This window comes from Mesorhizobium sp. WSM4849, from assembly GCF_055811385.1.
Map to the genome: position 1 here is coordinate 37085 of NZ_JBVVPW010000019.1, position 26326 is coordinate 63410.

Consider the following 26326-nt stretch of genomic DNA (forward strand, 5'->3'; position numbering starts at 1 on the left):
GGGCATTCAGAAGTCATCGGGATTATGGGCGCCTGAAAATAATCATTGGGCACTTAGAACAGGGAGCCTTGATTGCCGGGCTCCTTGGCTTTGGCGGCCGGCTTTGCAATTGTTTTCGGTCTTGCGGTACCGCTGGTCGCAATCGCATCGGCGGTTCCGTCAGCGAACTCCAGCGAAAGTGCCATACCCGGCACCACTTCCGCAGCTTGCTTGATCACTGCGCCGTCGGCGTCTTTCACCAAGGCGAAGCCCCGCGCCAGCACCGCCTTGTGCGACAGCGTCGCCAGCAGCCGGTCGGCCTGGGTCAGTTTTCCGCGCAAGCGTTCGAGCCGCACCGAAATCACCCGGTCCTGTCGCCGCGACAGCGCCGCCAGGGCATCGGCCTGCAATTTCTGCCGCCTTGCGATCGGCGCGGGCGACAACCGCGCCGCGGTGCGCGAAAACCGCGTTCGCCGCTCGCGCACGATGGCGAAGAACGCCGCCTGCGCACGGGCGAGATCACGGCCGGCCAGCGTGCGCGCCTCGTTCATGCGTCGAGACAGGGTGGCCGGCGTCAGCCGCTGCGCTTGAAGCCTGGCTCGCTTGCGCTGGACGCTGACGGACAGCGCCCGGCCGAGCCGGCTCGTCGCCTCGTCGAAACGCCGGCGCGGCAGCGCCAGCAGCTGGTCGGGCGAGGGCAGCGCGCGCGCGGCGGCACGCACCGCCTGGCGCTTGCGTTCGAAATTGCGCGATGCCGCAGTCTTGAGCCGCGCACCAAGGCTGGCAAGTGTTACTTCGAGGTCGGCGCGCACGGGCACGGCGATTTCGGCGGCACCCGTCGGCGTCGGCGCCCGCACATCCGCCGCCAGGTCGATCAGCGTCCAGTCCGTTTCATGGCCGACAGCGGAGATCACCGGAATGCGTGAGGCGGCGACGGCGCGGGCCAGTGCCTCGTCATTGAACCCCCAAAGGTCCTCGAGGCTGCCGCCGCCGCGCGCCACGATCAACAGGTCGGGGTGCGGAATAATGCCATCCTGCGCCAGCGCGTTGAAGCCGTTGACGGCGGCGGTCACTTCCGCGCCTGCCGTCTCGCCCTGCACCCGTACCGGCCAGACAAGCACGTGCAGCGGAAACCGGTCCTTGATCCGGTGTATGATGTCGCGGATGACGGAGCCTGTCGGCGAGGTGACGACGCCGATGACGCGCGGCATGAACGGCAGCAAGCGCTTGCGGCCGGCATCGAACAGGCCTTCGGCCTGCAGCCGGCGCTTGCGCTCTTCCAGCAGCGCCATCAGCGCCCCGGCGCCGGCCGGCTCCAGATTGTCGATGACGATCTGGTAGGTGGACTTTCCGGGATAGGTGGTGAGCCGGCCGGTGGCGATCACCTCCATGCCTTCTTCGGGGCGGAATTTCAGCCGGCTCATCGCGGTCTTCCAGACCACGGCGTCGAGCCGTGCGCGGTCGTCCTTGAGGCAGAAATAGGCATGGCCGGAGGAATGCGGCCCGCGATAGCCTGATATTTCGCCGCGCACCCGCACATTGCCGAAGACGTCCTCGACTGTGCGCTTCAGCGCGCCGGAAATCTCGCTCACCGTGTATTCGGTGGCGTTGGTGCGTGATTCGGATACTGCGTCGCTCATTGGCCGATTGGGGGGCGGTTGTCCGTCCGCGTCAAGACGGCTGTGTCCGGTGCCGGCCAATTGCGGGGGTTTTTCACCAGCCCGGCGAGATCTGGTTCGGCTTGGTCCGCTTCGTCTTAGAGAAGGCAAATGCCGGGAAGTCGAAGCTTCCCGTATCTTCGCCGAGCGGCACGGAAATATTGTCGAGGCTTTCCGAAATGTGGCGGGCCAGCGCGTCGACGATCTCCGGCCGCGACGTCTGGCCGCGCATGATGCCGATGCGGCAATCGGGCAGCGCGCCGAACCCGTCGGGTTCGCCCAGAACCCGCATGCCGGGCCGCAGCGCGCATTCCGGCAGCACCGAGATCGCCAGGCCGGAAAGCACCGCGGCGGTGATGACGGTTGCCGAGAAGCTGGTGAACAGGATGCGGTAGTCGCGGTTCTGCCGGTCGAGCACGTCGACCGCAGCCCGCCGCCAGATGCAGTTCGGCCGGCCGAAGGCCATCGGCAGAACTTCCTGTTCATGCGTGGCGTGGTTGGCCGAAGTGACCCACAGCAGCGGTTCGCGCCGCACCACTTCCGACTGGCCGTGTGCGTCATTGTGCGTCACCAGCGCCAGATCGAGATTGCCGCGCTTGATATGATCGACCAGGCCCGGCGTCGGCTCGCAGATCACGGTCAGCTCGACACGTGGATTGGAACGGGCGAAGCGGGCCATGATCTCGGGCAGGAAACGATCGGCATAGTCGTCCGGCGTGCCGATGCGGATCGTGCCTTCGAGCCGCCGGTCGTCGAAGGCGGCCAGCGTTTCCCGATTGAGGAACAGCAGCCGTCTTGCGTAGGAGAGCAGCCTGTCGCCTTCCTCGGTCAGCCTGTTGGTGCGCCCGTCCTTTTCGAACAGCGGCTTGCCGATCCGTTCCTCCAGCCGGCGCATCTGCATGGACACCGCCGACTGGGTCCGATGCACGGCTTCCGCCGCGCGGGTGAAGCTGCCGGTGTCGACGATTGAGACGAAGGTCTGCAACTGATCGAGATCGAGTGGCGCTTTCATCGTTCCCATCCATCACTGCTGTTGATGCTAAAGATTAGAAACATTCGTTGGATTAATCAATCGAACGATGGCAAATTTACGACTGTCCACATGACGGCATGTGAATCGGGACCGGAACGGCCGCTTACCAGCGCCGATCGCCCGTCTTCGTCCGTTCGACTGAAGGAGACTGACATGGCTACGTTTGATTTCGCCACCGAGACCTCGCGCATCACGTCGCGTCCGGCTATTGCGACGCGCGTGGTCAACACCATCTCCAACGTCTACCGCGCCTGGAAAAACCGCCGCGCCTTCTATCGCCTTGGCGAGATGTCGGATGCCGAACTTGCCGACATCGGCTTGACGCGCGCCGATCTCCACGTCGCCATCGAGGTGCCGTTCGGCCGCGATCCAACCGAGAGGCTTCGCGTCATCGCGGCCGATCGCGTAGACACGATCGAGGATCTTGCCCGCAAAGTGACCTGATCGCGATGGTTGCGTGCCCTTGGGGTGCGCGGCGCTATAGGATTTCGCAGGCTCCCACTCCCTGCCGGTTCCCCGCCGGCCCGCCTGCACACTGCCCGGTCCTCCCAAGGATCGGGCATTTTTCTTTGGGCGACGCTCAAGATCAGATTGCGGCCGCCTCGTCGGTTTAGCGCCGATCCATGCCTCGCTTGAACTGATCGAAGATCGATTCCATGCCCTTCTGGTAATCGTCACGCTGCTGCGCGCCCGCCTCGAACATCTTGCCGAACAAATCATCGAACGGATTGCGTGGCCTGCCGCTCGGATTGGCCTGTGGCTGCGGCGCTTCGCGCTGCTGCGGCGCTTCGCGCTGCGGCTGTTGCGCGCCGCCGCCGAACATATCCTGCAGCACCTTGCCGAGCGGATTGTCGCCATAGGGATTGGGTGCCTGCTGCGGCTGCTGCGCGCCGCCGAACATGTCCTGCAGCACCTTGCCGAACGGATTGTCCATCGGGCCGGGCTGCGGCCCCTGGCGCTGCTGTGGTGCCGGCGCCTGTGCGCCGCCGCCAGCTTGCCGCATCATCTGCTCGATGATCTCGCCGAGCGGATTGCCGCCGCCGCCGAATCCGCCTGCTGCCTGCATCTGATTTGTGGTCTGCTTGAACAGTCCGCCCATCATCATCGAAGCCACGGCCGGCAGCATCTGCTGCAGGACCTGCTGGCTGACGCCGCTCGCCTGCGCAGCCTGGCTGGCAACGGCGCGGGACAGCTCTTTTGAGCCGAACAGATGGCCAAGAATGCCGTTGCCTTCATCGACGCCCTGCGGCGAGAAGGCCCGGCTTGCGTCCTCGAAATATTTGGCGTGCTGGCCGCTGGCCATTGCCGTCATGAACGCGCCGAGCCCGTAAGGATCGGAGGTGCTGCGCTTCAGCCCCTGTGAAAAGGCCGGCAGCAGCGCCTCGACCGCCGATTGCGCTTGCTGCTGCGAAAGCCCGAACTGTTGGGCCAGGGCCAGCATGCCATTGCCGTTCTGCGCCTGCGCCAGAATGTCGAACAAGGAAGGCATTGGTTTTCTCCTCGGGGAAATTCTCGTAGGAGCGAGCCTATCGCATCGGCCCGAAAATCGGAATCGATTTTCGGAAAAGCACCGATGCGTAGGCTCAAAGAGACCTAGAGCGTCCTTCGCGGGTCCAAACGGACGCGCGGCGCCCTTATTCGCTTCCATAACGGTTAATACGCATATTCCATGAACACCGGCTCGATCGAGCCGCCCCAGCGGGTATGATAGGCGGAGAGCAGCTCCTCGGCGCTGGTGGTGCCGCGTGCGACGACTTCGTCCAGCGTGCTGAGGAACGACGTTTCGTCGTAGCCGTCGCGGTTCTTGCGGCCGCGGTTCTTCAGCCCCATGCGCGAGATGACGAGCACGTCGCGGGCGATCTCGCGCAGCGTCGTGTTGCGGAACGGCGCCGAAATGCCCTGTTCCGGCACGGCGTTGCGCATCGCCAGCACTTCTTCATAGGTCCAGCTCGAGGTCAGCGCCTCGGCCGCGTCGAGCGCCGCCGCGTCATAGAGCAGCCCGACCCAGAAGGCCGGCAGCGCGCAGATGCGCCGCCACGGTCCGCCATCGGCGCCGCGCATTTCAAGGAAGCGCTTCAATCGCACGTCGGGAAACAGCGTCGACAGATGGTTCGCCCAATCGCCCATCGTCGGCAGCCCGTCGGGGATCTCGTTGAGGGCCGCACCTGCCATGAACTGGCGGAAGGTGACGTGCGTCATGTCGTGGTACTGGCTGTCGCGGATGACGAAGTACATGGGCACGTCGAGCGCCCATTCGACATAGTCGGCGAAGCCGAAATCGGGCGAGAAGCAGAAGTCGAGCAGGCCCGAGCGCTGGTTGTCGGTGTCGCGCCAGATGTCGCCGCGCCAGCTCTGAAATCCGTTGGGCCGGCCCTCGGTGAACGGCGAGTTGGCGAACAGCGCCGTCGACAGCGGCTGCAGCTTCAGCGACACCTGCATCTTGCGGCGCATGTCGGCCTCGCTCTCGAAGTCGAGATTCACCTGGATGGTGCAGGTGCGGTACATCATGTCGAGGCCTTTGGTGCCGACCTTGGGCATGTAGCGCGTCATGATCTCGTAGCGCGATTTCGGCATTTTCGGCGTCTCGGCCAGCGACCATTTCGGGCTGCCGCCGAGGCCGAGGAAACGGATGCCCATCGGCTCGGCGATCTCGCGCACCTGCGCCAGATGCGCATTGCCCTCGCGGCAGGTCTGGTGGATCGTCTCCAGCGGCGCGCCGGACAATTCGAACTGGCCGCCGGGCTCCAGCGAGATCGCGCCCTGGCCGGTCGGCTCGACCAGGCCGATAATGCGTCCGGCATCCATGATCGGATCCCAGCCGAGTGTTTCCTGCATGCCTTCGAGAATGGCGCGGATGCCGTGATCGCCGCCATAGGGCACTGGCGCATTGCCGTCGACATAGAATGGGAATTTCTCGTGTTCGGTGCCGATGCGCCATTTGTCGCGCGGCTTGTTGCCTTCAGCCAGATGCTCGACAAGCTCGTCGACGCCTTCGATCGGCCGGAAATCGGTTGTGTCGCGCGCCATGAACAGCCCTCCGACGCATGACCCGAAAATCGGCATCGATTTTCGCTGGGGATCATGCGCCAAACCAAGTGCTACAACGTCCTATGCGCGTCCGAAAGGACACGCGGCGCTGTAGGCGGCCGGACGACCGCCGGCGCTAGATGGACGAAATGTCAGTAGGCGATCAAGCGAAAAATCCTGAGCCACAGGGTAATTGGAATTGATCACCAATCCCCGACCGTCGCCTGTATCACCGCCAGTGCCGCCACCGCAGCCGTGTCGGCGCGCAGGATGCGCGGACCGAGCGGAATGGCCGTGACGAAAGGCAGCGCCCTCAGCATCCTCCGTTCCTCGTCGGAAAACCCGCCCTCGGGCCCGACCAGCAGCCCGAACTTCTTCTCCCGTAGCGCTTGCAGCGCCGGCAGCGGATTGTTGGTGGAGGCATCCTCGTCGCAGAAGATCAACCGCCGCTCCTTGTCCCAGCCGGCCAGCAGGCGTTCGAATTTTTCCGCTTCGCGCACGTCCGGCACCGCCAGGATGCCGCATTGTTCGGCGGCCTCGACGACATTGGCACGCACGCGTTCGATGCCGGGCTTTGCCACTTGCGTGTGCTGGGTGATGACCGGTTGCAGGACGCCGGCGCCCATCTCGACCGCCTTCTGCACCAGATAATCGAGCCGACCCTGCTTTATCGGCGCAAAGCAGTAGACGAGATCTGGCAGCGGCGGCTGCGGCCGCTGCAAGGCCAGCACCTTCAGGCGTACCGCCTTTTTTGATTTGGCGGCGATCGCCGCCGACCATTCGCCGTCGCGGCCGTTGAACAACAGGACTTCGGCACCTTCGCCGAGCCGCAGCACATGCATCAGGTAGTGGCTATGCTGCGGGCTCGCCTCGAACTCGATATCCGGTCCGAGGTCGTCCGGCACGAACAGCCGCTGCATCTTGTAATTGGCGCGCATCGCCGAGGAATGGGCGAGCCAAACCTTGACGTCAAGCCTCAGCGCTCGCGTGCCAGACCGGTTCGTAGCCTTGCCTCAGCACGGAAACGGTGGTTGTCGGCGTGAGCAGGCGGATTGGGCGGTCGGCGAAGCCGCCGAACGCTACCGGTTCGCCCCCCACGCGATCACCATAGCCTGCGAACGACCAGCGCAGTGCCTTGCCGCCGCGCATCGCGTAGGCGTTGCCGCCGTCCGCAACCATGGCGCCGTCCGGCAACCCGGCAAGCTCTTCTGCAGATACGACCGGTGCCGGCCCACCCGACGCCAGCCGCTCCTTATGCAGGCGCTTGTCGACTTGCGGCGCACGCGGCTCGGCAATGCCGAAGGCCATGCCGAAGCGCTGGACGAAATCGCTGGCCCGGTCGCGCCGGCAGAAGAAGCAAGGCCGATGCCCGGCCGAGAGCGCGGTCACCTCGTCCAGGAAAAACAGCTCGGTCCAGCCGGCCTTGCCACCATTCCTGTTGCGGCCCATCGGCTCGCGCCGTACATCGCGGAATTCGCAGACGCAGATGATCCAGGCCTGCAGCGCCCAGCGCTTTTTCAGCAGCGTCTTCGTTTCGGGGTCATGGATGATGCCGCGATTGCCCATGAACAGGCCGCGCTCCGGCACGGCGTGGATGACGCCGAACGGGTCGACCCGATTCTGCAGTGGCATAGCTTTCTCCCCGAATACGCATCTTGGCCGGAATGACGGCAGCATGATATCGCTCGTCGCATCATTTTCATGTCAGCAGGTTTGTCGATGCGGGTGCTGGTGGTCCAGAATTTCGACAGTGAGGGCCTTGGCCAGATCGGCGCAGCTCTTGTCGAGGCGGGCGCCGATATCGACCTGCGCCGGCCCTATTGTGGCGAGGCGCTGCCGCACGACAGCACTGGGCACGACGCCATGGTCGTGCTCGGCGGCACCCAGAATGCGCTGGACGACGAGATTTGCCCGTATTTTCCTGAACTGCTCGACCTGACGCGCGATTTTGCCGGCAAGGATCGCGCCGTGCTCGGTATCTGCCTTGGCAGCCAGCTGGTGGCTCGCGCCTTCGGCGGCGAGAACCGGATCGGCGGCGCCTCGGAATTCGGCTGGCACAAGGTCTCGCTCACTGAGGCGGCGAAGGCCGATCCGGTGCTCGCCGCGCTGCCCGAAAATTTCCCCATCTTCGAGTGGCACGACGACACCTTTGTGCTGCCAGAAGATGCCGTGCGGCTCGCCGGCAACGAAATCGCCGAGAACCAGGCGTTTCGCATCGGCCGCGCCGTCTACGGCTTTCAGTTCCATTTCGAGGCGGACCGGCCGATGGTCCGCGACTGGAGCACATCCTTCGCATCGCTCATTGCCGAACGGCATCCAGACTGGAGCGACCGGCTCGACGACGAAATGGCCCGCAACGGAGCGGATGCCGATGCCGCCGGGCTGGCCATCGCCCGCGCCTGGGTGGCGACGATCTGACGGCTGTCGGTGCCGACGTTGCATATTTGGCACGCCGGCAAAAATCCGCTGTGGACAGCTTGTTTCCTCCTTGGCTTGTGGCCGCCCGCCACCTTAGAAGGCACGCGCTCTGCATCTTCCGTGCAACGCGATGAACCTTTTGTGTCACTCGCGCGACACACCGCCGATACAGAAGCTGCCTAGAAGCGCGAAATCGTCGAAACCTTGAGACGCATTTTCCGTTTCAACCCATTCGTAACCCGCCTCGTGCACAGATGCAGAAAGCTCAACAAGAGATGACGTCCGTGAAAGCAGCGCTTCTGTCCTTTGTCATGTTGTCGGCCATAGTGTTGTGCGGCTTCGGCACCTACGCCGGCGACGCAGCCAACAACCACAACGCCGTCGACGGCTACGGCGTCACCGCCGCGCTTCGCTAAAACAAAGCCTTGAAGCGCCACGCGCTTTAAGCCTTCTCGCCTGACACCACCAGGATACGCTTGTCGGCGCCGTCGACAACGAGCGCGCTGAGGTTCCCCGTCTGGTAGGCGAGCGTGTCGATATTGACGCGGTTGACCATCACTTCTGCCTCGGGCACCGGCGTGTGGCCATGCACCACGATCTTCGGATGCAGGCCGGAATGGTTGTGGAAGACATCGCGGATCCAGATCAGGTCCTGCGTGCTCTGACTTTCCAGCGCAATGCCTGGCCGGATGCCGGCATGGCAGAAGAAGAAGTCGCCGAACGTCAGTGAAAACGGCAGCGACTGCAGGAAGTCGACATGGCTTTTCGGCACGGCCTCGACCAGCGCGGCATGGCCTTGCCGCAGTGCCGCCTCGGACCTGCCAAACCACGCGCCGCCGCCTTCATTGATCGCCACGCCATAGGATTGCGCGGTCTGGATGCCGCCATAGCGTATGAAAAGCCCGTCCGGATCAGGGCTATCGAGAAAGTCGAGAAAGCCGATATCGTGGTTGCCGGCGAGCATCAGGTGGCGCGGGTCGCGTTTTCGCACTTCGATCAGGAAATCGATGACGCCCTTGGAGTCCGGGCCGCGGTCGACATAGTCGCCGAGATGGATGACACGCCAGTCGGCCGGCCGCGCCTGGCGGATCTCGACCGCAATCCGTCGGTACATGGCGGCGAGCAGGTCGAGCCGGCCATGCACGTCGCCGACCGCATAGATGCGCATGCCTTCCGGTCCGCGCGCGTCGAGAAAGTGGATGCCGGGGGTGGTCAATGCGTCCATCTCCGTGATCATGCCGTCACGGGCGTCTAACGCCGAAGCTGATCCTTGCCCATGTCGGTTACCAGACGCTTTCCGCACAGTGCCAGCGTTATGTCCATCTCCTTGCGGATGATTTCCAAGGCTTTTGTGACCCCTTCCTTGCCTAGCGCGCCGAGGCCGTAAAGGAAAGGCCGGCCGATATAGGTGCCCTTGGCGCCGAGGCACAGCGCCTTCAGAACGTCCTGGCCCGAGCGGATGCCGCCATCCATATGCACCTCGATCGTGTCGCCGACCGCGTCGGCGATCTCTTCCAGCACCTCGATCGACGACGGCGCACCGTCGAGCTGGCGTCCGCCATGATTGGAGACGATGATCGCGTCGGCGCCGGTCTTGGCTGCCATCAGCGCGTCTTCCTTGTCGAGGATGCCCTTCAGGATCAGCTTGCCGCCCCAGCGCTCCTTGATCCAGGCAACGTCCTTCCACGACAGATGCGGATCGAATTGCTCCGTCGTCCATGACGACAGCGAGGTGAGGTCGCCGACGCCCTTGGCGTGGCCGACGATGTTGCGGAAGGTCCGGCGCTTGGTCCCCACCATGCCGATGCACCAGCCCGGCCTGGTCGCCATCTGCCAGATGTGTTTCGGCGTGAAGCGCGGCGGCGCCGAAAGCCCGTTGCGGATATCCTTATGGCGCTGGCCGAGGATCTGCAGGTCGAGCGTCAGCACCAGCGCCGAGCACTTCGCCGCCTTCGCCCTGTCGATGAGACTGAGGACGAAATCCTTGTCGCGCAGCACATAGAGCTGGAACCAGAACGGCTTCTTGGTCACTGATGCAACATCCTCGATCGAGCAGATGCTCATCGTCGACAGCGTGAACGGCACGCCGAATTCCTCCGCCGCCTGCGCCGCCAGCATCTCGCCGTCGGGGTGCTGCATGCCGGTCATGCCGGTCGGCGCCAGCGCCACCGGCATCGCCACCTTCTCGCCGATCATGGTCGATTCCAGCGAGCGGTTGCTCATGTCGACCATCACGCGCTGGCGGAACTTGATCTTTTGGAAATCCTCCTCGTTGGCCCGGTAGGTGCTTTCGGTCCATCCACCGGAATCGGCATAGTCGAAGAACATCTTCGGCACGCGGCGGCGCGCCAGGTCCTTGAGATCGGCGATGGTAAGGATCATGCTCATGGGCTTCCCGCTGATTGTTCGTTAATTCGTCGTAATTCTTAGCCGGCTCTCACGAGCGTTTTCTTGCCGGCTCGCTGTCGGCGGCTTCGGAGCGCTGCATCAGCCTCAGCCGCGACACACGTTGCCAGTCGCCGCTGCGCTCGGCCTCGGCCATGGTGCGTTCGACATGGGTGATGTGGTCCATCGCCGCTTGCCGCGCGGCCGCCGGATCGCCGGCCTTCACCGCCGCGTAGATCGCCCGGTGCTGCGAGAGCAGCGCTTCGCGCGCGCCCGGCACGTTGAACACCAGGAGCCGGTTCTGGAAGACGCCCTCCGACAGCAGCCGGTAGCACGAGCGCAGCGTGTGCAACAGGATGATGTTGTGCGCGCATTCGCAGATCGCGTGGTGGAACTCGACGTCGACTTCCGCCTCGTCGTCGAAATTGCCGGTCCGGTGCGCCTCGTCCATGCGCGCCATGATGCGGTCGAGCAGCGCCAGGTCGTCTGATGTGACGCGCCGCGCCGCATACTCGGCCGCCACCGCCTCGATCTCGCGGCGGTATTCCAGATAGTCGGTCGCCGCCTTGCGGTGCATGGATATCAGGTCCGTCACCGGCTTGGTGAACAATTGGCCGATGACGTCGGCGACATGGGTGCCGCCGCCTGGCCGCGTGGTCAAAAGCCCGCGCCCCTCCAGCGCCTTCAGCGCATCGCGCAGGATCGGCCGCGACACCTCGAACCGGCGCGCCAGCTCGCGTTCTCCCGGCAGCCTGTCGCCGGTGCGCAGAACGCCTTCGAGGATCAGACTCTCGATCTGCTGCACCACCTCGTCGGCGGTGCGGGAATGCTCGATCCTGGAGAAAATGTCGCTCAACGGGGATGCCTGGGGATTGAACCGGTGACGCGCAAGATAAAGCCAGCGTCAGCAACTGGTCAAATTATTTATCCAATTCGCCCGCTTGGCCGGGTCCAGCCCCGTCGAGGCATATCGCTTTCGGCTAACTTGTCGTTTGCGTCCCCCGGCAATTGGCTCTAGAGGGACGCGAGTGCACCGAGCCCGGGGGACCAGCCGTGGCAGATGACCCGTCCAATCTCGAATTTCAGCCGCGCGTCGAGGGCAGCGTCATGGGCTTTCCCGCGCATGAGGGACGGCCTGGCGCGCTCGGCGAGGTTCACGCCCGTCCGCATCCGCTGGTCGAGAAACCGCGCGTGCTGGTGCAGCTTTCGTTCATGACCGAAGCTGGGTCCGGCGTCGACCAAGCCGTGCTTTCCGAATTGTCGCGGCGCCTCGGCATCGCCGTGCCTGACCCTCATGCCCGCCACCACGCGATGAAGTGGGGCAAGGGCTCGCTGCGCTGGGAACGGCACACGGAATTCTCCACCTATCTGTGGGAAGGACCGCTCTCGGAGAGCGGCCAGCGCCAGGAAGGTTCGCCTTTCGGCAACGGGTTTTCGCCGCCGGGAACGGTGATTTCCGGCATCAGACTCGAAATCCGCAAATGGACGCAGGCGAGCGAAAGGCTGATCGCCGGCTTCGACCCGACCAGCCTGTGCTATTCGCTGGTCGAGCGCGGCAACGCCGCCATCGTCACCGATTTCCGCCAGGACGGTGACGGCATGACCCGCGTGCTGGTGCTCGACCGCGGCCTGACGCCGGCACGCACCGGCGCGCTGGCGCAACGGCTGATCGATATCGAAACCTACCGCACGCTGGCCATGCTTGGCCTGCCGCTGGCGCTGATGCTGTCCGGTCGCGCGCGCCGCATTGAGGACAGGCTGGCACAGACCACACTGGAAATGAAAGTCGCCGAAACCCGCGACAACCAGACGCTGCTTGCCGACCTGACCGAGCTTGCCGCCGAACTGGAGGCCGATGCAGCCTCCAGCCTCTATCGCTTCGGCGCCAGCCGCGCCTATGACGGCATCGTCCGCGAACGGCTGGAGGCGCTGGAAGAAGAGGCGGTGCCCGGTTACGACACCTGGGGCGGATTCCTGCAGCGCCGCGTCGCCCCAGCCATGCGCACCTGCCGTTCGGTCGAGGAGCGTCAGGCCAATCTGTCGACGAAGCTCACCCGCGCCACCACGCTGCTGCGCACCTGGGTCGACGTCGAGGTCGAGAAGCAGAACCGCGATCTGCTGGCGTCGATGAACAATCGCGCCCGCCTGCAATTGCGGCTGCAGCAGACGGTGGAAGGGCTCTCGGTCGCCGCCGTCTCCTATTATGTCGTCGGCCTGATCGGCTACGTCGCCAAGGGTGCCTCGATCTTCGGCCATGCCTTCGCGCCCGAGGTCGTCACCGCCGCCTCGGTGCCGCTCGCCATCCTGCTGGTCTGGTGGGGCGTGCGCCGTGTGCGCCGCCTGCACTCCGAACCCGCCAAGCAGGCAGCGGAGTAAAAGCCTTACCCTCCCCCTTGTGGGGAGGGTCGGCGAGCAAGCTGAGCGAAGCGAAGTTTGCGAAACGGGGTGGGGATGCTCATAAAGCGCGTCCCTCTCGCCGACCCCCACCCGCTCACTTCGTTCGCGACCCTCCCCACAAGGGGGTGTTTGGACCGGGACATCGCGCTCGTGTCCTCGAATGGCATCTCGAACCTCCCGGCGCAAAGCGCGCCAAACTGTTCGCGATGTCCTCGCACACCTGTTCGCGATGTCCCGGTCCAAACAAGGGAGAGGGTAAAACTGCAGCGGCAGATTGTCGCCGCGGAAGGCGGTGCAGGTGTCGGCTCCGATTTCGGCCAAAGCAGGATTTGCAACAGGCGCCTGCCGCTGGTAAAAGATTTTTACCAGTCGATCGAAGGAGACTGTTGATGTCCGGCCTGCTGATGCCGAAGCCAGACGACGCCACGATGCGCCGGCGCGACGAGATCGTCGCCGATATGCGCATTATCGTGCCCGGCGAGGGCGTCGTCGACGCGACCAATTCGATGCGCGCCTTCGAGAGCGACGGCCTCACCGCCTATCGGCAATTGCCGCTGGTCGTGGTGCTGCCCGAAACGGTGGCGCAGGTCTCGCGCGTGCTGAAATATTGCAACGACCGCAACATCCGCGTTGTGCCGCGCGGTTCCGGCACCTCTCTGTCCGGCGGCGCGCTGCCGCTGGAAGACGCCGTGCTGCTGGTGATGAGCAGGTTCAACCGCATTCTCGAGATCGATTTTCCCAACCGCATCGTCGTCGCCCAGCCGGGCGTCACCAATCTCGGCATCACCACCGCCGTCGAGCAGGAGGGCTTTTATTACGCCCCCGATCCATCCTCCCAGATCGCCTGCTCGATCGGCGGCAATGTCGCGGAGAATTCCGGCGGCGTGCATTGCCTGAAATACGGCCTCACCGCCAATAATGTGCTCGGCATCGAGATGGTGCTGATGAACGGCGAGGTGGTGCGGCTCGGCGGCAAGCATCTCGATGCGGAAGGCTACGACCTGCTCGGGGTGATGACCGGTTCCGAAGGGCTGCTCGGCGTCGTCACCGAGGTCACCGTGCGCATACTGAAGAAGCCGGAGACGGCGCGCGCGCTGCTGATCGGCTTCCCGACCAGCGAGCAGGGCGGCCAATGCGTCGCCGACATCATCGGCGCCGGCATCATCCCGGGCGGCATGGAGATGATGGACCGCCCGGCGATCCACGCGGCCGAGGATTTCGTCCATGTCGGCTATCCCATGGATGTCGAGGCGCTGCTGATCGTCGAACTCGACGGGCCGGGCGTCGAGGTCGATCATTTGATCGGCCTGGTTGAGGCGATCGCCTATAGGAACGGCTCGACCACATGCCGCATCTCGCAATCGGAGCAGGAGCGGCTGAGCTTCTGGGCCGGCCGCAAGGCTGCCTTTCCGGCGGTCGGCCGCATTTCGCCAGACTATTACTGCATGGACGGCACCATCCCGCGCAAGGAACTGCCGCGGGTGCTGCACGGCATGCGCGAACTCTCCGAAAAATACGGGCTCGGCGTCGCCAATGTTTTCCATGCCGGCGACGGCAATCTGCATCCGCTCATCCTCTATGACGCCAATGTGCCGGGCGAGCTCGACAAGGCGGAAAGTTTCGGCGCCGACATTTTGCGGCTCTGCGTCAAGGTCGGCGGCGTGCTGACCGGCGAGCACGGCGTGGGGGTGGAGAAGCGTGACCTGATGCCGGAAATGTTCAACCAGATCGACCTCGACCAGCAGATGCGGGTCAAATGCGCTTTCGACCCCAACCATCTGCTCAATCCGGGCAAGGTGTTTCCGCAGCTGCGGCGCTGCGCCGAGCTCGGACGCATGCACGTGCATCGCGGCCAGACGGCGTTTCCGGACATTCCGAGGTTTTGAGTGGGTACGTTGGCGCTTGAACACCCCCCTCTGTCCTGCCGGACATCTCCCCCTCAAGGGGGGAGATTGGCAGCTCGCGCGCCTCACCCTTCTTTCAACGTTGAAGATTGGCGAAGCCAGACGCGACATCTGATCTCCCCCCTTGAGGGGGAGATGCCAAGTTTTGGCAAAGAGGGCAGGACAGAGGGGGGCGCGAAGGAACGCGGCGTTCCCGAATTTGCAAATGGCGCGTCGGTCCCATGACCACCTTCACCCCGTCCAGCGCCGCCGAAACCCTCGCCACCGTCGCCTGGGCTGCCGCGGAAGAATCGCCGCTCGAAATCATCGGCCATGGCTCCAAGCGCGGCATCGGCCGTCCGCTGCAGACCGAACACACGCTCGATCTGTCGAAACTTTCCGGTGTCATGCTCTACCAGCCGGCCGAACTGGTGCTGTCGGCCAAGGCCGGCACGCCGCTGGCCGAGATCGAAAGACTGCTCGCCGAAAACGGCCAGCAGCTGGCCTTCGAGCCGCTGGACTATGGCCCGCTGCTCGGCGGCGAAAAGGGAAAAGGCACGATCGGCGGCGTGCTGGCTGCGAACCTTTGCGGCCCGCGCCGGCTGAAGGCGGGGTCGGCGCGCGACCATATTCTTGGCATAGCAGCGGTTTCGGGTCGGGGCGAGGCGTTCAAGTCGGGCGGTCGCGTGGTCAAGAACGTCACCGGCTACGACCTCTCCAAGTTCATGGCCAACAGCTGGGGCACGCTTGCCGTCCTCACCGACGTCACCTTCAAGGTGCTGCCATCAGCCGAGACCGAAGTCACGCTCGCTTTGCGCGGCCTGCTTGACGATCATGCCGCTGCCGCCATGGCGCTGGCGCTCGGCTCCAGCGCCGAAGTGTCGAGCGCTGCCCATCTTCCCGAACGCGTTGCCGCACGGGTCGCCGGCGGCAGTCTCGGCAGCGCCGCGGCGACATTGCTGCGCGTCGAGGGCTTCGGTCCGTCTGTTGCCTACCGCATCGCCGCGCTGAAAGACCTGCTCGGAAAAGCCGGGCCGTTCAAGGAAATTTCGGGCGAGATCTCGCGCTCCGTCTGGCTCGATATCCGCGATTGTGCGCCGTTTGCCGACGGCAGCGAAAAGCCGGTGTGGCGCGTGTCGATGGCGCCGGCGCAAGGCCACCAGATGGTGCTGGCGCTGCGCATGCAGGCGGCCGTCGATGCCTTTTATGACTGGCAGGGCGGACTGATCTGGCTGCGCATGGAGCATGGCGATCCCGAAGCCGATCTTCTGCGCGGACTGCTGAGGCAGTATGGCGGCGGCCATGCGACGCTGGTGCGCGCCGCCCCTTCGCATCGCGCCGCTGTGCCGGTGTTCGAGCCGCAGGCGCCGCAACTGGCAGCGTTGTCGGCCAGGCTCAAAGCCGAATTCGATCCCAAGAATATCCTCAATCCCGGCCGTATGGCGGCGGCGGCAAGCTCTGCTACTCTTGGCCCGGCAACCGAGGGAGCAGCATCATGAGCGACATCAATCCAGGCCCGGCTGATTCAGGCCCGGCTGATTCAAAAAAGCCCGCACCGCGCCAGACCGACCGCTGGCTGGAGCCGGGTTCGACCAACGCACTGGTCATCTACATCGTTTATCTCGCCAGCCTCGTCATCGGCGTCACCGGTATTGTCGGCATCGTTCTGACCTATATCAACCGCGGCAAGGCTGGCGGCTTCGTCGAGAGCCACTACACATTCCTGATCCGCACTTTCTGGATCGGCCTGCTTTATGCGCTGATTTCGGTTGTGCTGATGATGGTGGCGATAGGCGTCGTGCTGATTTTCGCCGTCGTCGTCTGGTTCATCGCCCGCTGCATTCTCGGCCTGCAGGCGCTGCAGCGTGGCGAGGCGGTCAAAGACCCGGAAAGTTGGTTCCTCGGATTGTAGAGCATGATCCCGAAAAGTGGGAACCGGTTTTCGGAAAAGATCATGCTCAAACGGTAAGGACTTTTTGCGTGCAGACCAATTTCTCAGCTGCCCAGCTTGCCGATCCGCATGTCGCGGAATCGGAAAAGATCCTGCGCAAATGCGTGCATTGCGGCTTCTGCACGGCCACCTGTCCGACCTATGTGACGCTTGGCAACGAGCTGGATTCGCCGCGCGGGCGGATCTACCTGATCAAGGATATGCTGGAGAACGGCCGCCCCGCCGATAAGGAGATCGTCACCCATATCGACCGCTGCCTGTCCTGCCTCGCCTGCATGACAACCTGCCCGTCAGGCGTCAACTACATGCATCTGGTCGACCATGCCCGCGCCCATATCGAGGAGACGTACAAGCGCCCGCTGCCCGATCGGCTGACGCGCGCCATGCTGGCCTTGGTCCTGCCTTATCCCTCGCGCTTTCGCGCTGCGCTCAAGCTGGCGAGGCTCGCGCAGCCATTCGCCGGTCTGTTCGAAAAGATCCAGGCGCTGATGCCGCTGGGCGCGATGCTCAAGCTCGCCCCGGCGTCGATTCCCGCGGCCTCGCCAATGGCTTCGCCGGGCATCCATGCCGGGCAGGGCGCAACAAAAAACGGCCGCGTCGCCATTCTCACCGGCTGCGCACAATCCGTGCTGGATCCCGCCATCAACGACACGACGATCGCGCTGCTGACGCGGCTCGGCGTCGATGTCGTGGTTCCTGAGGGCGAGGGCTGCTGCGGCGCGCTGGTCCATCACATGGGGCGCGAGGAGGCAGCCCTTGCCTCGGCCAGGCGCAATGTCGACGCCTGGACACGCGCGATCGACCAGGGCGGGCTGGATGCCATCGTCATCACCGCGTCCGGCTGCGGCACCACGATCAAGGACTACGGCTTCATGCTGCGCCTCGATCCGGCCTATGCCGAAAAGGCGGCGCGGGTGTCGGCGCTGGCCAAGGACATCACCGAATATCTCGTGAGCCTCGACCTGCCCGAGCCGGTGCGCAAGCCCGGCACGATCGTCGCCTATCACTCCGCCTGCTCGATGCAGCACGGCCAAAAAATCACCCGCCAGCCGAAGGAGCTTCTGGCCAAAGCCGGCTTCATCGTGCGCGAACCGCGCGAGGGGCATTTGTGCTGCGGCTCGGCCGGCACCTACAACATCCTGCAATCCGAGATTTCGGCTCAGCTGCGTGACCGCAAGGTCAGGAATATCGAGGCGACGGGTGCAGAAATCGTCGCCACCGGCAACATCGGCTGCATCACCCAGATCGCCTCGGCTGCGAAGCTGCCGGTGGTGCACACGATAAAACTGCTCGACTGGGCCTATGGTGGCGAACCACCAAGAATGAGTTGATTGCGGCCCACCTACTAATGAGAATGCAGAAGTGCTCGATTCAGAGTCCGAAGAGATTGAAACCATCGTTCGGTTGCTATCGGACGGGTCGCGCACGACGATCCAGGCCCGCTATAGCGAATGCCAGACAATCATCGCTCTGCATCTCAAGGACGGGTCCGAATTCCTATTTGAGCTGATAAAGGGAGCAGTCGAAGCCGACGTTCACCAGACCAATCTGATTGACGACGTGATTTCGTTTCTCGACGACACGCATTTGGCCCGTCTGGCATTTTTTCTGCAAGGAAAAGTGAAACGCGAAATAGACGTCGAGGATCTGGTTGCTCACGTCGCCTTGCAGGCGCCGGAAATGTTGCCAGCCAGCACCTTGGGCGACATTCCCGATTTCGCAGACTGGCTGACGCATGATGATCCTCATTCGCCGCCCGCGTGCCATCACTTCATCTTTGAGGAGGGCGCTCCGAGCGACATGTCGTTTCCGACGCATCGCAACCATCCCACCTGGCACCTGCCGGAGGCAGGACCGTCATTTGCGGTTGGCGGCGAGGGGATGGCCACCTGTCCGGCTTGCGGCAACAGGCTGGTGCATCTCGTCACCTTGAACGATCTTGGAGGGCAAAGAGGCGCATTTCCTCGGCTCCGCCTTGAAACTTGCGAGGGGTCTCTCGAGCCGACCTACTATTCCCATAACGCCGCCGGGGTGCCGACACCGATCGCGCCGTTCCATTCCTCCGATGACTTCGCTTCCGAACGAGCGACCAAGGAGAGCATCGCCCGTCTGGCGCCGACGCCGCAGCGATGGCTCAGGCAGTCGTACGGGATAAGCAATTCAAGGCAAAACCTGTTTCGGCTTGGCGGGCTGCCCTCATGGATTCAGGGGCCCCAGTTTCCAGTCGTTCCCGGAACGGACCGGAAAATGAAATTTCTTCTTCAGTTCGATTCACTCGCCGGCTTGTGCTGGGGCAGCGGTGGGATGCTTTACGTCTTTTGGGATGAGGATAGCCGGATCACATGCCATCTGCCGCAATACACGTGACGCCACCAGCTACTCCGCCGCGAGCCTCTCCGCCGTCCCGTAGGTCGCCTGGTAGCGCGCGCGTTGCCGGCTGAGCGCTACCATCGTGTTGCGCAAAAGGATCGCCACTGTGATGGGGCCGACGCCGCCTGGCACCGGCGTGATCCATGACGCCACCTCCTTGACGCTCTCGGCGTCGACGTCGCCGACGATGCGGCTCTCCCCGTCCGGTCCTGTCTCGGCATTGATGCCGATGTCGATGACGGCTGCACCAGGCTTGACCATGTCGGCCTTGATCAGCCGCAGCCTGCCGACGGCGACGAACAGCGCGTCGGCGCGGCGCGCATGCGCTGCCACCGAGCGCGTCATGTGATGGCAGACCGTCACCGTCGCGCCCTCGCTCATCAGCAGGAAGGCGATCGGCTTGCCGACGATCTCGGAGTGACCGACGATGACGACCTCGAGCCCCTTCAGATCGAGACCGGTCTCCTTGAGCAGTTCGACCGAGGCTGCCGCCGTGCACGGCGCGAGGTCGAGCTGGTTATAGACGATGTTGCCGATCGAAGCCGGATGCATGCCCTCGACATCCTTGAGCGGATGCACCGCCGCCTGAAGGATCTTGATCGGGATATGCGCCGGCACCGGCCGCTGGATGATGATACCGGTGACGCGCGGATCGGAATTCAGGCCGTGGATCGCCGCTTCGAGTTCGCCGGCGGTGATGTCGGCGGCAAACCGCCTTTCCTCGAAGCCGATACCGGCCAATGCCGCCTTGGCGCGCTGGTTGCGCACATAGACATCGACTGCAGCTGTGTCGCCGACGGTAATCGATATCAGGTTGGGCGGAAAACCTTCGGCGGTGGCGACCGCTGCATCCTCGCGCACGGCAGCGATGATGCGCTGGGCGACCGGGCCGCCCCTGAGATAGCGGTTGTCATCGGACAGGGACATGGAGATAGGCCTTTGTCTGGAAGCGTTGCAGCCGACATAGCAAAATAACGAGGAGAATGGCAGCGAGAATGCGAACCGCCATACCTCTGGCGCGACGTACCGGCCAAGCCTGATCCTATCGTTTCCCAGAAACAAAAAGGGCAGCGCGGCAAACCGCGCTGCCCTTTCGTGACTGACCGCATCCCCACACGGCCCGTCCCCCGTATCCGATGATCCAGAGTCTTTTTGGCAGAATCGACGATAAAATCAACTGCAGATTACATCACCACAACCGTCGTGCCAACATCGACCCGCTCATAGAGGTCGACGACGTCCTCGTTGCGCATGCGAATGCAGCCGGACGACACCGCGCCGCCGATCGTCCAGGGTTGGTTGGTGCCGTGGATGCGGTATTCCGTCGAGCCGAGATAAAGCGCGCGCGCGCCGAGCGGATTTTCCATGCCGCCGGCAAGATAGGTCGGCAGATAGCGGCCCTTGGCGGCCTCGCGGGCGATCATCACCGCTGGCGGGCGCCAGTCCGGCCACACGCGCTTGTTGCTGATCTTGTGCGTGCCGGCCCATTCGAAGCCCGGCTTGCCGGTGCCGACGCCATAGCGCCGCGCCTTGCCGTTGTTCTCGACTAGGTAGAGAAAATTCTCCCTCGTATCGATGACGATCGTGCCCAGCTTCTCCGGACCGTCATAGGCGACTTCCTGCGGCAGGTAGATCGGGTTGATCTGCGGGCGCGCCACCAGGCGCTTCTTGGCCGGCGCCTGCATCGCCGCCGTGTGCAGCTGAGCCGGTTGCGCCTGCCGTTGAGAACGGCGCTGCGGCTTTTGCATCTCTTGCCGGTTCTGGCGGACGATGCCCGGCGCGCGGCCAAGCTGCAGCACCCAGGGCGCCGAAAGGTCGGGGCTCACCATCACCGGCGGCCTGTCAGCATAGCGGTCGTTGGCGCCGGAGGATGTAGCGGCAGTGGCCAGCACGGCTGCGGCGCCGAGCAGCGGGAACAAAAATGTCTTCATCGGAACGCACCTTGATCGTCGAACACGCCGGGCGCAAAAGCGTCCCCGGTTCGCGGACATTGGGCGCGGAGCAGCAACCGAAACATGAATCGGAATGCGTAAAATGCTCCATTGTCAGTAAAGCTTTCGGTGTGGTTACCGGCCGGTTCAGGAATCTGGTAAAGCCGCGGTAAAGGCAGCGCTGAGGCGCATTAACGAATGGAATTCCGCCATGGATGAGAAGACAGGCCTGCTCGCCGGCCCCGATGGTATCGCGCGCTGCTTCTGGCACGGCAATCTGCCGGATTATCTGCACTACCACGATCATGAATGGGGCCGGCCGGTCACCGACGACCGCAGGCTGTTCGAAAAGATCTGTCTCGAAGGCTTTCAATCGGGCCTGTCCTGGCTGACCATATTGCGCAAGCGCGAGAACTTCCGCGAGGCGTTCGCCGGCTTCGATGTCGACAAGATCGCCGCCTTTACCGACGAGGATGTCGAGCGCCTGCTCGGCAATGCCGGCATCATCCGCCACCGCGGCAAGATCGCCTCGACCATCAACAACGCCAAGCGCGCGCGTGAATTGGCCGACGAGGCCGGCTCACTGGCGGCCTGGTTCTGGAAGTTCGAACCCGGCCCGGACGAACGGCCCGAAATCGTCGATCTCGCCCATCTGCGCGCCAACCCGACCACGGCGGTCTCGGTGCGCATTTCCAAGGAGCTGAAGAAGCGCGGCTGGAGCTTTGTCGGCCCGACCACCGTCTACGCCTTCATGCAGGCCATGGGGCTGGTCAATGACCATCTCGAGGGCTGCGTCTGCCGTGAGCAGGTCGAGGCGGAGCGCAAGGCGTTCAAGCGGCCGAAGTAGCATCCTTCTTGCCTTCTCCCACACGGGGAGAAGGCAAGGGGCGCTCAAAAACTCAAACGCCGCCGGCGCCGGCCAGAAAGAGCCCGGCGACGATGGCTGCCAACGTGGCGAAGGCCGGATAGATGACCAGCAGGCCAGTTATCAGCGCATCGCGCATGGTCGGTCCCGTACGCTTGTCTGCGGCAACCTCGAATGGTCCCGCCATTTGGGCTGCAGGTCTCGGTGCATGATGATCGGTCGGCCGCAGCCGGGGCAGCTCGCGGGCGCCGCTGTCGATAATGTCGAATTTCCGTGCCGTGGTCATGGCCCGAACCCTTTGTTTCGGCGCGCTTTATCGGCTGCGATTGTGTCGGCACGATGCCGCGCTTATGGCGGAATTGTTTCAGCTTTTTCCTCCTCCCCTTGTGGGAGAAGGTGGATCGGCGCGTAGCGCCGAGACGGTTGAGGGGTGTTGGACGGAGCGCGGTCGATGCCAAGCTGGAGCACCCTAATCCGTCCGAGCGGAGCCTGTCCTCGGGCTTGCCGGAGGCAAGACCCGTGGGCTCGGCCACCTTCTCCCACACGGGGAGAAGGCAGGGAGCAAACCCTTGCCGCGCCAAGCCCCATCGGTTAGGACACGCCCACTCGAAATAAGTCAGTTTTTACTTAGCAAAAAGACCCATGCCATGGCCGACAAATCGGAAAAGATGAAAGCGCGGCTGCCGCGCGGGCTTGTCGACCGCGGCGCCGACGACATCCGTGCCGTCGAGAAGATGATGGCGACGATTCGCGCGGTCTATGAGCTTTACGGTTTCGAGCCGGTCGACCAGCCGCTGATCGAATACACCGATGCGCTGGGCAAATTCCTGCCCGATCAGGATCGGCCGAACGAGGGCGTATTCTCGTTCCAGGACGACGACGACCAGTGGCTGTCGCTGCGCTACGATTTGACTGCGCCGATGGCGCGCTTCGTCGCCGAGAATTACGAGCGCCTGCCGAAACCCTATCGCAGCTACCGCTCCGGCTGGGTGTTTCGCAACGAGAAGCCCGGCCCCGGTCGCTTCCGCCAGTTCATGCAGTTCGACGCCGATACTGTGGGCACGCCGGGCGTTGCCGCCGACGCCGAGATGGCGATGATGATGGCCGACGTGATGGAAGCGCTCGGCATCAAGCGCGGCGACTACGTCATCCGGGTCAACAACCGCAAGGTGCTCGACGGCGTGCTCGAGGCGATTGGCCTCGGTGGCGACGAGAACGTCGGCCGCCGGCTGCAGGTGCTGAGGGCTATCGACAAGCTGGATAAGTTTGGTCCGGAAGGCGTCAAGCTTTTGCTAGGCGAAGGTCGTTGGGACGGCGGTAAGGAAGGCGAGGGGGATTTCACCAAGGGTGCTGGACTGGACGAGGTTCAAGCAGAGTTCGTTGTCGCCGTCATTCTTCATAGCCAACACGTTGAGGCTGGGCTCAAAAACCATGTAGGGAAATGGAACGGGGCACTTGAGGCCAACCCCACGGCCGAAGCGGGATTTGCTGAACTCAAAGAGATTGAAGCGCTTGTCCTAGCTGCCGGCTATGGTCCGGACCGCATTCGCATCGACCCCTCGGTCGTTCGTGGCCTCGAATATTACACCGGTCCGGTCTACGAAGCCGAGCTCCTGGCCGAGATCCCCAACGAAGAGGGAAAAATCGTGCGCTTCGGTTCGGTCGGCGGCGGCGGTCGTTATGACGGCCTTGTCTCGCGTTTTCGTGGCGAGCCGGTGCCGGCGACCGGCTTTTCCATCGGTGTCTCCCGGCTGATGACGGCGCTGAAGAACCTCGGCAAGCTCGACATGTCGGATGTCGTCGCGCCGGTCGTCGTGCTCACCATGGACAAGGACACGGAAAGCCTCGGCCGCTACCAGAAGATGGTGGCCGGTCTGCGTGCCGCCGGCATCCGCTCGGAAATGTATCTCGGCGGCGCCGGCATGAAGGCGCAGCTCAAATACGCCGACCGCCGCGGCAGCCCGGTCGCCATCATCCAGGGCGGCGACGAGCGGGCGAAAGGCGAGGTGCAGATCAAGGACCTGATCGAAGGCGCCCGAATGTCGGCCGAAATCGCCGACAATGCCGAATGGCGCGCGGCACGGCCGGCGCAGGTGACGGTTGCGGAAAGCGAACTGGTTGCTGAGGTGAGGAAGATACTGGCGGCGCAGGCGGAGGAGCGGGCGCGTGGTAAGTAGAGGTCGCGTTTCGTCGCGCCCCCCTCTGTCCTGCCGGACATCTCCCCCACTTGGGGGGAGATCGCAAGTTTCACCGGCGGCTCCATCCGTTCAGCGTTGGCGATTGGCGAAAGCTGCGACGACAGCTGATCTCCCCCCAAGTGGGGGAGATGTCCGGCAGGACAGAGGGGGGCGCCATAGAACGCCACCCTCCGCACTCCGTCCAGCACCCCTCATCCGTCTCGGCGCTACGCGCCGATCCACCTTCTTCCACAGGGGGAGAAGGGAAGGGCGCCTGCCGTGACATCCCGCTACCCCGCCATCGCATCAGACATCGCCAAACTCTTCGCTGCGCGAAACACGCATGCGGTCGAGGTGGCGGTGCTGCAGCCGGCCGACCCGTTCCTCGACATGGCGGGAGAGGATCTGCGCCGCCGCATTTTCCTCACCGAAAGCGAGACCGGCCTCACACTTTGCCTGCGGCCTGAGTTCACCATCCCTGTCTGCCTCGACCACATCGCCAGCCAGGCCGGCACGCCGCGCCGTTATTCCTATCTCGGCGAGGTGTTTCGCCAGCGCCGCGAGGGCGGCAATGAATTCTTCCAGGCCGGTATCGAGGATCTCGGCGATGGCGACACCGCGCAAGCCGACGCTCGTTCGCTGGCCGATGCGCATGCGCTGCTTTCGCTGGTGCTGCCGGACCAGGCACTGGCGATCACGCTCGGCGACCAGACCATATTCGAGGCCGTGCTCGCCGCGCTCGGCCTGCCGCGCGGTTGGCGTATGCGGCTGGCGCGCGCCTTCGGTTCGGCGGCGATGCTGGAGGCAGCGCTTGCCGACCTCGCCAACCCGCCGCGCAATGGCCAGCTCGCCGGCCCGGTCGCTGCCCTTGTCCTCGACGGCGATCTGGAAGGGCTTTCAACGCATATCGCCGGCGGCATGGAGCAAGCGGGTCTGTCGGCGTCGGCCGGGCGCTCGCCGGCCGACATTGCGCGCCGCTTGATCGAGAAGGCCGAACTGCGCAGCGTCAGGCTATCGAACGAGGCGTTTTCGGCGCTGAAGGATTTTCTGGCGATCGATGTGGCGCTCGACGGCGCGGCAAAAGCCCTCGAAATCTTCGCGGCCGGCGCCGGTCTTTCGCTGGGCGCGGCGCTGGACAATTTTTCCGCACGTGCCAACGCGATCGAATCTCTTGGGCTGCCCGCGGCAAAAATCCGCTACGATGCCGCCTTCGGCCGTCCGCTCGACTACTACACCGGCCTGGTCTTCGAGATCGCGGCGGAAAACGGCGACCGGCCGCTGGCCGGCGGCGGCCGCTATGACCGCTTGCTGACGCTGCTCGGTGCGAAAACGCCGATCCCCGGCGTCGGCTTTTCCGTCTGGCTCGACCGCATTGAAGCGCTGCGGGAGAAGGCGCAATGATCACGCTGGCGATCCCGTCGAAGGGCCGGCTCAAGGAGCAGGCGCTGGAGGTGCTGGCCAAGGCCGGGCTTGCCGTCAGCCTGCCCGGCGACGAGCGCAAATACCGCGCCCGCATCGAAGGCGTGGAGAGCGTCGAGGTGGCGTTCCTGTCGGCGTCCGAAATATCGGGCGAGATCGGCCAGGGCTCGGTCGACCTCGGCATCACCGGCGAGGATCTGTTGCGCGAAAGCCTCGCCGACTGGGAGGCGCGCGCGGAGATCGTCGCCCGCCTCGGTTTCGGCAATGCCGATGTCGTGGTGGCGGTGCCCGATATCTGGCTCGACGTCGATACGATGGCCGACCTCGACGATGTCGCCGCCGATTTCCGCCAGCGCCACGGCAGGCGGCTCAGGATCGCCACCAAATACTGGCGGCTGACGCAGCAGTTCTTTTCGCAAAAGCACGGCATCCAGGTCTATCGCATCGTCGAGAGCCTGGGCGCCACCGAAGGCGCGCCGGCGGCGGGATTGGCCGATGTCGTCGTCGACATCACCACGTCAGGCTCGACGCTGCGCGCCAACCATCTGAAGGTTTTGGCGGACGGCGTCATCCTGCGCTCGCAGGCCTGCCTGGTTGCATCGCGGAAGCCTCGCGCGGCGGCTGACGAGGCTGTTCTGCGCGATATCGCGGCGAAGATGGCTGCCTTCCCTCCCCCTTGAGGGGAGGGTGCCTCGCGGAGCGAGGCGGGTGGGGTCGTCTCACGTCGAGCACTGCCGCAACGACCCCACCCGTCCATCCGCCTTCGGCGGCTGTCCACCCTCCCCTCAAGGGGGAGGGATGGCGCTCCTTAACCATCAACGGGATTTCCACTA

The 26326-nt window shown here is 64.2% G+C and carries 25 protein-coding genes; 13 read left to right on the top strand and 12 right to left on the bottom strand.

The genetic code is table 11. From position 1 onward, the window contains the following. Positions 1 to 53: 53 nt before the first annotated feature. Positions 54 to 1619, bottom strand: a complete 1566-nt coding sequence (xseA, locus tag AC0L3L_RS21520) for an exodeoxyribonuclease VII large subunit (RefSeq protein ID WP_473639043.1) — start codon at positions 1617 to 1619, stop codon at positions 54 to 56. A gap of 73 nt (positions 1620 to 1692) precedes the next feature. Continuing rightward, entirely contained in the window at positions 1693 to 2649 is a 957-nt protein-coding gene (locus tag AC0L3L_RS21525; protein ID WP_473487150.1) for a LysR substrate-binding domain-containing protein, read from the bottom strand. A gap of 174 nt (positions 2650 to 2823) precedes the next feature. Here AC0L3L_RS21525 and AC0L3L_RS21530 point away from each other — a divergent pair, with 174 nt between their 5' ends. Continuing rightward, positions 2824 to 3114: a DUF1127 domain-containing protein gene (locus AC0L3L_RS21530; protein WP_095491361.1), complete on the top strand. Its 291-nt coding sequence runs from the start codon at positions 2824 to 2826 to the stop codon at positions 3112 to 3114. A 166-nt stretch (positions 3115 to 3280) separates the two neighbouring features. Here the strand turns inward: AC0L3L_RS21530 and AC0L3L_RS21535 are convergent, their stop codons facing one another. The 4 genes from AC0L3L_RS21535 to AC0L3L_RS21550 all read right to left on the bottom strand — a co-directional run bounded on the left by AC0L3L_RS21535 (position 3281) and on the right by AC0L3L_RS21550 (position 7329). Then, a complete protein-coding gene (locus tag AC0L3L_RS21535; RefSeq protein ID WP_473528103.1) occupies positions 3281 to 4159 on the bottom strand; it encodes a DUF937 domain-containing protein in 879 nt (292 codons plus the stop codon). Between the two features lie 164 nt (positions 4160 to 4323). Continuing rightward, positions 4324 to 5697, bottom strand: a complete 1374-nt coding sequence (locus AC0L3L_RS21540) for a glutamate--cysteine ligase (RefSeq protein ID WP_473639044.1) — start codon at positions 5695 to 5697, stop codon at positions 4324 to 4326. A 203-nt stretch (positions 5698 to 5900) separates the two neighbouring features. Further along, on the bottom strand, positions 5901 to 6635 hold the full coding sequence (locus AC0L3L_RS21545; RefSeq protein WP_123146723.1) for a 16S rRNA (uracil(1498)-N(3))-methyltransferase: 735 nt from the start codon (positions 6633 to 6635) through the stop codon (positions 5901 to 5903). 31 nt (positions 6636 to 6666) lie between these two features. Next, positions 6667 to 7329: a hypothetical protein gene (locus tag AC0L3L_RS21550; protein ID WP_473487147.1), complete on the bottom strand. Its 663-nt coding sequence runs from the start codon at positions 7327 to 7329 to the stop codon at positions 6667 to 6669. Positions 7330 to 7416: 87 nt separating this feature from the next. Here AC0L3L_RS21550 and AC0L3L_RS21555 point away from each other — a divergent pair, with 87 nt between their 5' ends. Both AC0L3L_RS21555 and AC0L3L_RS21560 read left to right on the top strand, forming a co-directional pair. Next, positions 7417 to 8115 carry a type 1 glutamine amidotransferase gene (locus tag AC0L3L_RS21555; RefSeq protein ID WP_473639081.1) on the top strand — a complete coding sequence of 233 codons (699 nt, stop codon included), beginning with the start codon at positions 7417 to 7419 and terminating at the stop codon, positions 8113 to 8115. 284 nt (positions 8116 to 8399) lie between these two features. Then, on the top strand, positions 8400 to 8531 hold the full coding sequence (locus AC0L3L_RS21560; protein ID WP_258124092.1) for a hypothetical protein: 132 nt from the start codon (positions 8400 to 8402) through the stop codon (positions 8529 to 8531). Between the two features lie 26 nt (positions 8532 to 8557). Here the strand turns inward: AC0L3L_RS21560 and AC0L3L_RS21565 are convergent, their stop codons facing one another. From AC0L3L_RS21565 to AC0L3L_RS21575, 3 genes are read right to left on the bottom strand one after another with little or no spacing between them, the layout of a single operon-like run. Next, positions 8558 to 9331, bottom strand: coding sequence for a metallophosphoesterase (locus AC0L3L_RS21565; RefSeq protein WP_473487198.1), 774 nt, complete (start codon positions 9329 to 9331; stop codon positions 8558 to 8560). A gap of 35 nt (positions 9332 to 9366) precedes the next feature. Beyond that, on the bottom strand, positions 9367 to 10503 hold the full coding sequence (locus tag AC0L3L_RS21570) for an alpha-hydroxy acid oxidase (RefSeq protein WP_473487146.1): 1137 nt from the start codon (positions 10501 to 10503) through the stop codon (positions 9367 to 9369). A gap of 49 nt (positions 10504 to 10552) precedes the next feature. After that, a complete protein-coding gene (locus AC0L3L_RS21575) occupies positions 10553 to 11356 on the bottom strand; it encodes a FadR/GntR family transcriptional regulator (RefSeq protein WP_473487145.1) in 804 nt (267 codons plus the stop codon). A gap of 197 nt (positions 11357 to 11553) precedes the next feature. On the opposite strand from AC0L3L_RS21575, the gene AC0L3L_RS21580 reads away from it, so the two are divergent. The 6 genes from AC0L3L_RS21580 to AC0L3L_RS21605 all read left to right on the top strand — a co-directional run bounded on the left by AC0L3L_RS21580 (position 11554) and on the right by AC0L3L_RS21605 (position 19098). Then, complete coding sequence (locus AC0L3L_RS21580; protein WP_473487144.1) at positions 11554 to 12876, top strand: DUF3422 family protein; 1323 nt, start codon at positions 11554 to 11556, stop codon at positions 12874 to 12876. Between the two features lie 410 nt (positions 12877 to 13286). After that, a complete protein-coding gene (locus tag AC0L3L_RS21585) occupies positions 13287 to 14783 on the top strand; it encodes an FAD-linked oxidase C-terminal domain-containing protein (protein ID WP_473639045.1) in 1497 nt (498 codons plus the stop codon). A 239-nt stretch (positions 14784 to 15022) separates the two neighbouring features. Beyond that, on the top strand, positions 15023 to 16279 hold the full coding sequence (locus AC0L3L_RS21590) for an FAD-binding protein (RefSeq protein ID WP_473487142.1): 1257 nt from the start codon (positions 15023 to 15025) through the stop codon (positions 16277 to 16279). Next, positions 16276 to 16692 (top strand): DUF4870 family protein, encoded by a 417-nt coding sequence (locus AC0L3L_RS21595; protein ID WP_473639046.1) that lies wholly within the window; start codon positions 16276 to 16278, stop codon positions 16690 to 16692. The genes AC0L3L_RS21590 and AC0L3L_RS21595 overlap by 4 nt, the downstream gene beginning before the upstream one ends. A gap of 68 nt (positions 16693 to 16760) precedes the next feature. After that, on the top strand, positions 16761 to 18062 hold the full coding sequence (glcF, locus tag AC0L3L_RS21600; RefSeq protein WP_473487140.1) for a glycolate oxidase subunit GlcF: 1302 nt from the start codon (positions 16761 to 16763) through the stop codon (positions 18060 to 18062). A 31-nt stretch (positions 18063 to 18093) separates the two neighbouring features. Then, positions 18094 to 19098, top strand: a complete 1005-nt coding sequence (locus tag AC0L3L_RS21605) for a hypothetical protein (RefSeq protein ID WP_473639047.1) — start codon at positions 18094 to 18096, stop codon at positions 19096 to 19098. Positions 19099 to 19107: 9 nt separating this feature from the next. Here AC0L3L_RS21605 and AC0L3L_RS21610 read toward each other — a convergent pair whose 3' ends face one another. Then, a complete protein-coding gene (locus tag AC0L3L_RS21610; RefSeq protein ID WP_473639048.1) occupies positions 19108 to 20028 on the bottom strand; it encodes a bifunctional 5,10-methylenetetrahydrofolate dehydrogenase/5,10-methenyltetrahydrofolate cyclohydrolase in 921 nt (306 codons plus the stop codon). 257 nt (positions 20029 to 20285) lie between these two features. Next, positions 20286 to 21032, bottom strand: coding sequence for a L,D-transpeptidase (locus AC0L3L_RS21615; RefSeq protein WP_473639049.1), 747 nt, complete (start codon positions 21030 to 21032; stop codon positions 20286 to 20288). 211 nt (positions 21033 to 21243) lie between these two features. Between AC0L3L_RS21615 and AC0L3L_RS21620 the strand changes: the two genes are divergently transcribed. Further along, entirely contained in the window at positions 21244 to 21879 is a 636-nt protein-coding gene (locus tag AC0L3L_RS21620) for a DNA-3-methyladenine glycosylase I (protein WP_473639050.1), read from the top strand. A 52-nt stretch (positions 21880 to 21931) separates the two neighbouring features. Here the strand turns inward: AC0L3L_RS21620 and AC0L3L_RS21625 are convergent, their stop codons facing one another. After that, positions 21932 to 22183, bottom strand: coding sequence for a hypothetical protein (locus AC0L3L_RS21625; RefSeq protein WP_473639051.1), 252 nt, complete (start codon positions 22181 to 22183; stop codon positions 21932 to 21934). 361 nt (positions 22184 to 22544) lie between these two features. Here AC0L3L_RS21625 and hisS point away from each other — a divergent pair, with 361 nt between their 5' ends. The 3 genes from hisS (at position 22545) to hisG (ending at position 26173) form a co-directional block, all read left to right on the top strand. Continuing rightward, positions 22545 to 24074 (top strand): histidine--tRNA ligase, encoded by a 1530-nt coding sequence (hisS, locus tag AC0L3L_RS21630; RefSeq protein WP_473639052.1) that lies wholly within the window; start codon positions 22545 to 22547, stop codon positions 24072 to 24074. 279 nt (positions 24075 to 24353) lie between these two features. Then, positions 24354 to 25475 carry an ATP phosphoribosyltransferase regulatory subunit gene (locus tag AC0L3L_RS21635; RefSeq protein ID WP_473639053.1) on the top strand — a complete coding sequence of 374 codons (1122 nt, stop codon included), beginning with the start codon at positions 24354 to 24356 and terminating at the stop codon, positions 25473 to 25475. After that, entirely contained in the window at positions 25472 to 26173 is a 702-nt protein-coding gene (gene hisG / locus AC0L3L_RS21640; RefSeq protein ID WP_473639054.1) for an ATP phosphoribosyltransferase, read from the top strand. Before AC0L3L_RS21635 ends, hisG begins: the two co-directional genes overlap by 4 nt. Positions 26174 to 26326 lie beyond the last annotated feature (153 nt).

Bases quoted from the DNA above. Each gene is read 5' to 3' on its own strand.
- AC0L3L_RS21570 (WP_473487146.1), bottom strand. From the start codon at position 10,503: ATGAGCATGATCCTTACCATCGCCGATCTCAAGGACCTGGCGCGCCGC.
- AC0L3L_RS21610 (WP_473639048.1), bottom strand. From the start codon at position 20,028: ATGTCCCTGTCCGATGACAACCGCTATCTCAGGGGCGGCCCGGTCGCC.
- hisG (WP_473639054.1), top strand. From the start codon at position 25,472: ATGATCACGCTGGCGATCCCGTCGAAGGGCCGGCTCAAGGAGCAGGCG.
- AC0L3L_RS21535 (WP_473528103.1), bottom strand. From the start codon at position 4,159: ATGCCTTCCTTGTTCGACATTCTGGCGCAGGCGCAGAACGGCAATGGC.
- hisS (WP_473639052.1), top strand. From the start codon at position 22,545: ATGGCCGACAAATCGGAAAAGATGAAAGCGCGGCTGCCGCGCGGGCTT.
- AC0L3L_RS21545 (WP_123146723.1), bottom strand. From the start codon at position 6,635: ATGCGCGCCAATTACAAGATGCAGCGGCTGTTCGTGCCGGACGACCTC.
- AC0L3L_RS21585 (WP_473639045.1), top strand. From the start codon at position 13,287: ATGTCCGGCCTGCTGATGCCGAAGCCAGACGACGCCACGATGCGCCGG.
- xseA (WP_473639043.1), bottom strand. From the start codon at position 1,619: ATGAGCGACGCAGTATCCGAATCACGCACCAACGCCACCGAATACACG.
- AC0L3L_RS21555 (WP_473639081.1), top strand. From the start codon at position 7,417: ATGCGGGTGCTGGTGGTCCAGAATTTCGACAGTGAGGGCCTTGGCCAG.
- AC0L3L_RS21615 (WP_473639049.1), bottom strand. From the start codon at position 21,032: ATGAAGACATTTTTGTTCCCGCTGCTCGGCGCCGCAGCCGTGCTGGCC.
- AC0L3L_RS21525 (WP_473487150.1), bottom strand. From the start codon at position 2,649: ATGAAAGCGCCACTCGATCTCGATCAGTTGCAGACCTTCGTCTCAATC.
- AC0L3L_RS21590 (WP_473487142.1), top strand. From the start codon at position 15,023: ATGACCACCTTCACCCCGTCCAGCGCCGCCGAAACCCTCGCCACCGTC.
- AC0L3L_RS21530 (WP_095491361.1), top strand. From the start codon at position 2,824: ATGGCTACGTTTGATTTCGCCACCGAGACCTCGCGCATCACGTCGCGT.
- AC0L3L_RS21595 (WP_473639046.1), top strand. From the start codon at position 16,276: ATGAGCGACATCAATCCAGGCCCGGCTGATTCAGGCCCGGCTGATTCA.
- AC0L3L_RS21620 (WP_473639050.1), top strand. From the start codon at position 21,244: ATGGATGAGAAGACAGGCCTGCTCGCCGGCCCCGATGGTATCGCGCGC.
- AC0L3L_RS21625 (WP_473639051.1), bottom strand. From the start codon at position 22,183: ATGACCACGGCACGGAAATTCGACATTATCGACAGCGGCGCCCGCGAG.
- AC0L3L_RS21550 (WP_473487147.1), bottom strand. From the start codon at position 7,329: ATGCCACTGCAGAATCGGGTCGACCCGTTCGGCGTCATCCACGCCGTG.
- AC0L3L_RS21540 (WP_473639044.1), bottom strand. From the start codon at position 5,697: ATGGCGCGCGACACAACCGATTTCCGGCCGATCGAAGGCGTCGACGAG.